Source organism: Erythrobacter sp. (genome assembly GCF_038133525.1).
Lineage (GTDB): Bacteria > Pseudomonadota > Alphaproteobacteria > Sphingomonadales > Sphingomonadaceae > Qipengyuania.
This window is the reverse complement of sequence record NZ_JAYPTL010000028.1, coordinates 38,355-44,705: the sequence shown is the minus strand read 5'-3', so window position 1 is coordinate 44,705 and position 6,351 is coordinate 38,355. Positions and strand designations below refer to the sequence as shown.

The window sequence follows — 6,351 nt, the reverse complement described above, 5'->3', positions numbered from 1 at the left end:
GGGTTCATCATCTCGGCTGACGGCTATGTGGTGACCAACAACCACGTTGTGAGCCCCAACGGCCGCGGGACGGTGGAAGAGATCACCGTGACCATGCCCGATGGTACGGAATACCAGGCCGATCTCGTGGGCACCGACCCGCAGTCGGACCTTGCGGTGCTCAAGATCAGCCGGCGGGAGCCCTTCCCCTTCGTCAAGTTCGGCGACAGCGCCCATGCGCGCCCTGGCGACTGGGTGGTTGCAATCGGCAACCCCTTCGGCCTCGGCGGCACGGTGACTTCGGGCATTGTCTCGGCGGTCTATCGCAATACCGGCCAGGGCGGCGCCTATGATCGCTACATCCAGACCGACGCCGCCATCAACCGCGGCAATTCGGGCGGTCCGCTGTTCGACATGCAGGGCCAGGTTATCGGCATCAACAACGCGATCTTCTCGCCCTCGGGCGGCAGCGTGGGTATCGGCTTCGCCATTCCCGCCGAGATCGCGGCCCCGATCGTCGAGAAGCTGCGCACCGGCGTGGAGATCGAGCGCGGCTATCTGGGCGTGGTGCCTCAGGCGGTGACCGAAGATCTCGCCGACTCGCTTGGTGTCGAGCGCAACCGCGGCGAGTTCATCCAGTCAGTCCAGGCGGGCGAAGCCGCCGATAAGGCCGGCATCCAGCCGGGAGACATCGTGCTCAAGGTCGATGGCAAGGAGGTCACGCCAGAGCAGACGCTGTCCTATCTTGTGGCCAATATCCGCCCTGGCACCACCGTGCCGATCGAATTGATCCGCGACGGGGCCAGCAAGCGCATCAGCGCAACCGTGGGCAAGCGCCCATCGGACGAGGAACTGCGCCAGCAGCAGTTCGATCCCGATGCTGACCAGCAGGATGACATCCAGTCGAACGACAACGAGACGATCCAGGAGAGCCTGGGCCTGCAGGTCCTGCCGCTCAATCCGCAGATCGCACGCCAGCTTGGTGTCGATACCGATACCAAGGGTGTGGTTGTCGCCGGCGTCGATCCCGACGCCGACGCCGCTCGCAAGGGCCTGCAGCGCGGCGACATCATCCTGTCGGCCAACAACCGCACGGTGGCGAGCCTCGAAGATCTCGAGAACAGCATCCGCTCGGCACAGGCCGACAAGCGCGAGGCGGTTCTGCTGCGGGTTCAGCGTCGTGGCCGACCGGCCCAATATGTAGCGATCCGCCTGCGCTGATCGCGCTAGCGCGTATTCAAATTCACAGGGCCTCCTGCCGCCAGGCAGGGGGCCCTTTCTCTATGCAGTGCTCAACGACGCGGCTGGGAAGGTGTCTGTTGCGGCGCCGGGCGCGGGCGCCGGTCACGATTGGCGCCCGTCGCTTCGTCGAGGAAATCATCGCCGATCGCCTGCGGTCCGCCATCAGCACCACGCTGGGGCAGCGCAGGCGATTGCCGCGGGCGTTGGCCATCCTCGGGCCTTACGGGTCCTTCGCTGAAAGGATCGCCACGATTATCGTCGGGACGCCCCGGTTCGATCAGATTCCCCTGCTCGTCGATGAAATAATAGTCGTCAGGATCGCCGAGCATATACTCGTCATCGGGCTCGAGCTGCCATTCGGGAAGCTGGAGGTCGGTATCGAACTCCTCGACCGGACGATTCTTTACCGCATAACGCATGTAGGCGGCGAAGGCCCGCGCCGGGGCCGTACCCCCCTGCAGCCCGCCAACCCGTGAATTGTCGTCACGCCCCATCCACACGCCAGTGGTCACGCCGCTGGAAAAGCCAACGAAATAGCCGTCCTTGTTCGAACTGGTTGTCCCGGTCTTGCCGGCCACCGGCCGCCCGATTTGCGCGGCGCGCCCGGTACCGGTGTTGACCGCGGTCTGCAGCAGGTCGGTAATCCCTGCGGCGACATAGTCTGGCACCAATTGCGACTGGCGCCGGCGTTCATGCTCGTAAAGCACGCGCCCTTCGCTCGTGGTGACCTTGATGATCCCATAGGGGTCGACCGAATGGCCCTTGTCTGAAATCGCGGCAAAGGCTCGCGTCATGTCGATCAGCCGCACTTCGTTCGACCCCAACACCATTGAGGGGTAGGTGCTAATCTCGGTCGTTATGCCGAAGCGCCGCGCCATCGATGCGACGGTACCGAAGCCGACCTCGTTACCGAGTTGCGCAGCGACAGTGTTGATCGAGTAAGCGAAGGCCGTCCGCAGATCGATTTCCCCGACATTGCGACCGTTCGAATTCCTGGGTGTCCAACCGTCGATCGTGACCGGCGTATCGACCACGCGATCATCAGGCTTGTAACCAGCCTCGAGGGCCGCGAGATAGACGAACAGCTTCCAGCTCGACCCCGGCTGGCGCATCGCATCCGTAGCCCGGTTGTAACTGGTTTCGACGTAGTCGGTGCCTCCGATCATCGCCAGCACCGCCCCATCGCGGTCGAGGCTCACCAAGGCCCCTTGCGCGCCATCCGGGGTATTGGACTTGATCGCCGCGGTTGCCGCACGCTGCATGCCTACATCCAGCGTGGTCCATACCTCGATCGGCTCATAGGTTTCGGGCAGCAGCAGCTCCAGTTGGGGCAGCGCCCAGTCGGTGAAATAGCGAACCGAATTCTGGCCTTTCTCTTCCTTGAGATTGACCGTCGAAGGATCGACCGTGACATTGGCGGGAATGCGGCCCTGCTCCTTCATCAGCCGCAAGACCACGCTGGCGCGCCCTACTGCCGCATCGACATCGGCAGTCGGCGAATAGCGACTAGGCGCCTTGACCAGGCCGGCAATAATTGCCGCTTCGGCCGTCGATAGCTCAGTCGCAGGGTGGCTGAAGAACTTCCGGCTGGCGGAATCAATGCCGTAGGCCCCACCGCCGAAATAGACCTTGTTTAGGTAGAGCTCGAGGATCTGTTCTTTCGAGAACTTGGCCTCAAGCGCCATCGCCAACACGGCTTCGCGCAGCTTGCGATCGAGTGAGCGGTTCGAATTCAGGAAGACGTTCCGCGCGAGCTGCTGGGTGATGGTCGAAGTCGCCGAAATCCGCTCGTCTCCGGTCACCGCTTCATAGATCGCGCGAACCAGGCCGTAGGGATCGATCCCGAAGTGGGAGTAGTAGCGACGATCCTCGACCGAGATCATCGCATCCTTCATTACCTGCGGTATCTCGTTGGAAGTCAGCCATTTGCCGTAGCTGGGGCCCAAGGCAACGATCTCGCTGCCGTCGCGTGCACGCACAATGATCGTCTGCGCATTCTGTGTCGCCTTCAGCTGGTAGAAGCTGGGCATCGAGCGCGCCGAAAAGCCCACGGCGAGCCCCAGGAACAGAGCACCGAGCAGCGCCAGCGCGCCGCCCCAGATAAAGGCACGCCGCACCCACAGCCTGAAGCGCGATTGCGGCCTGTCTGCTGCAGCCCGGTGGGCCCGTTCATTGCGCGCCGCCCGCTTGCGGCGGCTCCCTCTCTTATCCATGTGACCCGGGAAATCCCCTTAGCTGCTGTTGGCGCTATATCGGTCACACGCTGGATTGGCGAGGTCTAACGCTGGCTGAACGGTGAGACTATTCCCCGCTTCCATCGGGGGTGAAGTCGAGCGCCGCGCTATTGATGCAGTAACGCAGCCCGCCGCGATCGCGCGGGCCGTCGGGGAAGACGTGCCCCAGGTGCCCACCGCAGTTCGAACACATTACTTCGGTACGGATCATGCCATATGATGTGTCGCGTCGTTCATCGATCGCCTCGCCCCCGGCAGGCGCGGTGAAGGCAGGCCAGCCGCAGCCGCTGTTATACTTGCTGTCGCTATCGAACAGCTTCTGCCCGCAACCCGCGCAGGTGTATTCGCCACCGTCGAAATGCTTGTCGTATTTCCCGGTGAACGCGCGCTCGGTCCCCGCTTCGCGCAGGACGTGGTACTGTTCGGGCGTCAACGCAGCACGCCATTCTGCATCGCTGCGGATCGTCTTCTCGGTCACGGTTGGTATCCTTTCCGGCTTGCCTGTGCGATGTAGGGTTCGCTGCGCGTTAGTCCACCGTTACCAGCGCCAAGCAATTGCTTGACGATTCGCGGACCCGCCGCTAAGTGCGCCGCTTTCCGGCGGCCCCTGGCTGCCCTTTCGCAACGCCCAGACGAGATTTTCGCCGCGCCAGCCGGTGCGGCCTGACGAGGACAAACATGGCCAATACGCCGCAAGCCAAGAAGCGCATCCGTCGCAACGCCGCCCGTGCTGAGATCAACGGCGCGCGCATCAGCCGCATCCGCAGCTTCGTGAAGAAGGTCGAATCCGCTATCGAAGGCGGTGACAAGGATGCCGCATCGGTCGCGCTCAAGAATGCGCAGCCGGAACTGGCTCGCGGTGTTGCTCGCGGCGTGCTGCACAAGAATACGGCTGCTCGCAAGCTGAGCCGCCTGACCAAGCGAGTCGCAGCGCTCTGATTCGGGCCGACCCGCAAGGGTCTTTGGCGCGATTCTACAAGGGGCCGGGGCCTTGTGCCGCGGCCCCTTTGTCGTATTCACGCCATGCTGCGCCGCAGCGTTGTAACCTCAACGTAACCAAAACCCTGCTTTTCCCGCGATTCGCGGCCCTCGCGGCGATAAAATACATATAATTCATATACTTGAACGGCAGCCTGCGGGGTTGAGGCAAGTCAACCAGATTATTTCAGTTTTTTTGCGGTTATCCCCCTTGCGACTCATTCGCTGCGGGACTTAGACAGGTCTTCGTCAGCCAAGGACGGGACAGCCTAGGCTTCATATTCGATAAGCAAGGGGGGGTGCCGGAATCGTCACGATTCCGGTTTGGGCAGTGCTTTGCCTCCATCCACCTATGCGATACTATTCAGGGTACGCCGCGCTGCGAAGCGCCGGCTCGGGGGAACGGGTAATAACAATGGATAAAACATCCGACTTCGTGGGGGCAAAGCGGAAGGTACAAGAAGAATCGATGGAAGATCTCGAAGCAGTGAACCTGGCCGCCGATTGGGCCGATATCAGCCAGGGTCTGCGCAAGGATCTGGGTCATCAACTCCATAGCCAATGGATCAAACCGATTCAGGTCGGCGGCATCGACAAGGCCACGGGTACACTCGATCTGTTCTTGCCGACCGAATTCAGCGCCAACTGGGTAAATGATCGCTTTGCCGATCGGCTGAGCCTGGCATGGAAGATCGCTCGCAGCGAAGTCCGTACCGTGCGCATCGGCGTACATCCTGGCCGCCGCCACGTAACCGACCTGCGCCTCCATGCCGACGGCCGCCGTCCGGCCAATGACGCCGATCATACGCTGATGGCGATCAGCGCGGACACGCTGGGCGACGCCGGTTTCACTTCGTCGGTCGGGCTCGACCCCCTGCTCACCTTTGCCGCCTTCATCACCGGCGAGGCGAATGTTCTGGCCTTCAATGCTGCACAACGCATGTCGGCAACCGAGAAGCCGCAGTTCAGCCCGCTCTACCTGAAAGCCGCGACGGGCCAGGGCAAGACGCACCTGCTCCACGCGATCGGCCACGCCTTCCTTCAGGCGCATCCGCGCAGCCGGATCTTCTACTGCAGCGCCGAACGCTTCATGGTCGAATTCGTCCAAGCGCTAAAGGCCAACCAGATGCTGGAGTTCAAGGCCCGCCTGCGCAGTTTTGACCTGCTGCTGGTCGACGATATCCAGTTCATCATCGGCAAGGCGAGCGCCCAGGAAGAACTGCTCTACACGATCGACGCGCTGCTGGCCGAAGGCAAGCGGCTGGTCTTTGCCGCAGACCGCGCGCCGCAAGCGCTCGATGGGGTCGAACCACGCCTGCTCAGCCGCCTGTCGATGGGTCTGGTCGCCGATATCCAGGCGGCCGACATCGAGTTGCGCAAGAAGATCCTGCATTCCAAGCTGACCAAGTTCGCCCCGCTGCAGGTGCCCGAAGATGTGCTCGAGTTCCTCGCTCGCACCATCACCCGTAACGTGCGCGAGCTGGTCGGCGGGCTCAACAAGCTGATCGCCTACGCCCAGCTGACCGGGCAGGAAGTCTCGCTCCAGCTTGCCGAAGAGCAGCTGACCGACATTCTCTCGGCCAATCGCCGCCGGATCACGATCGACGAGATCCAGCGCACAGTATGCCAGTTCTATCGCATCGACCGATCAGAAATGTCGTCAAAGCGTCGTGCCCGGGCGGTGGTCCGCCCACGCCAGGTGGCGATGTACCTATCGAAGGTGCTCACCCCCCGTAGCTATCCCGAAATCGGACGCAAGTTCGGCGGGCGCGATCACTCGACAGTGATCCACGCCGTGCGCCTGATCGAGGACCTGCGCCAACGCGATGCCGATATGGACGGCGATGTGCGCAGCCTGTTGAGACAGCTCGAAAGCTGACGGGATAATCCTGCAGCCCTTCGGTTCGCTTCACCATCG

General features: G+C 62.5%; 5 protein-coding genes. 3 read left to right on the top strand and 2 right to left on the bottom strand.

Annotation, left to right across the window (positions count from 1 at the left end; all coding sequences use genetic code 11):
* Positions 1-1,200, top strand: a 1,200-nt coding sequence (locus AAFM29_RS09260; RefSeq protein WP_341712515.1) for a Do family serine endopeptidase, incomplete at its 5' end; no start/stop codon positions are given.
* Positions 1,201-1,271: 71 nt separating this feature from the next.
* Here AAFM29_RS09260 and AAFM29_RS09255 read toward each other — a convergent pair.
* Both AAFM29_RS09255 and msrB read right to left on the bottom strand, forming a co-directional pair.
* Positions 1,272-3,434: a PBP1A family penicillin-binding protein gene (locus AAFM29_RS09255; protein WP_341712514.1), complete on the bottom strand. Its 2,163-nt coding sequence runs from the start codon at positions 3,432-3,434 to the stop codon at positions 1,272-1,274.
* Positions 3,435-3,522: 88 nt separating this feature from the next.
* Positions 3,523-3,933 carry a peptide-methionine (R)-S-oxide reductase MsrB gene (gene msrB / locus AAFM29_RS09250; protein WP_341712513.1) on the bottom strand — a complete coding sequence of 137 codons (411 nt, stop codon included), beginning with the start codon at positions 3,931-3,933 and terminating at the stop codon, positions 3,523-3,525.
* Between the two features lie 200 nt (positions 3,934-4,133).
* Here msrB and rpsT point away from each other — a divergent pair, with 200 nt between their 5' ends.
* Together rpsT and dnaA are read left to right on the top strand one after the other, a co-directional pair.
* Positions 4,134-4,394, top strand: a complete 261-nt coding sequence (gene rpsT / locus AAFM29_RS09245) for a 30S ribosomal protein S20 (protein WP_341712512.1) — start codon at positions 4,134-4,136, stop codon at positions 4,392-4,394.
* Positions 4,395-4,848: 454 nt separating this feature from the next.
* Positions 4,849-6,312, top strand: a complete 1,464-nt coding sequence (gene dnaA, locus AAFM29_RS09240; RefSeq protein ID WP_341712511.1) for a chromosomal replication initiator protein DnaA — start codon at positions 4,849-4,851, stop codon at positions 6,310-6,312.
* The last annotated feature ends 39 nt before the right edge of the window (positions 6,313-6,351 follow it).

Coding starts and splice junctions, on each gene's coding strand:
- AAFM29_RS09255 (WP_341712514.1), bottom strand. CDS start 3,434: ATGGATAAGAGAGGGAGCCGCCGCAAGCGGGCGGCGCGCAATGAACGG.
- rpsT (WP_341712512.1), top strand. CDS start 4,134: ATGGCCAATACGCCGCAAGCCAAGAAGCGCATCCGTCGCAACGCCGCC.
- dnaA (WP_341712511.1), top strand. CDS start 4,849: ATGGATAAAACATCCGACTTCGTGGGGGCAAAGCGGAAGGTACAAGAA.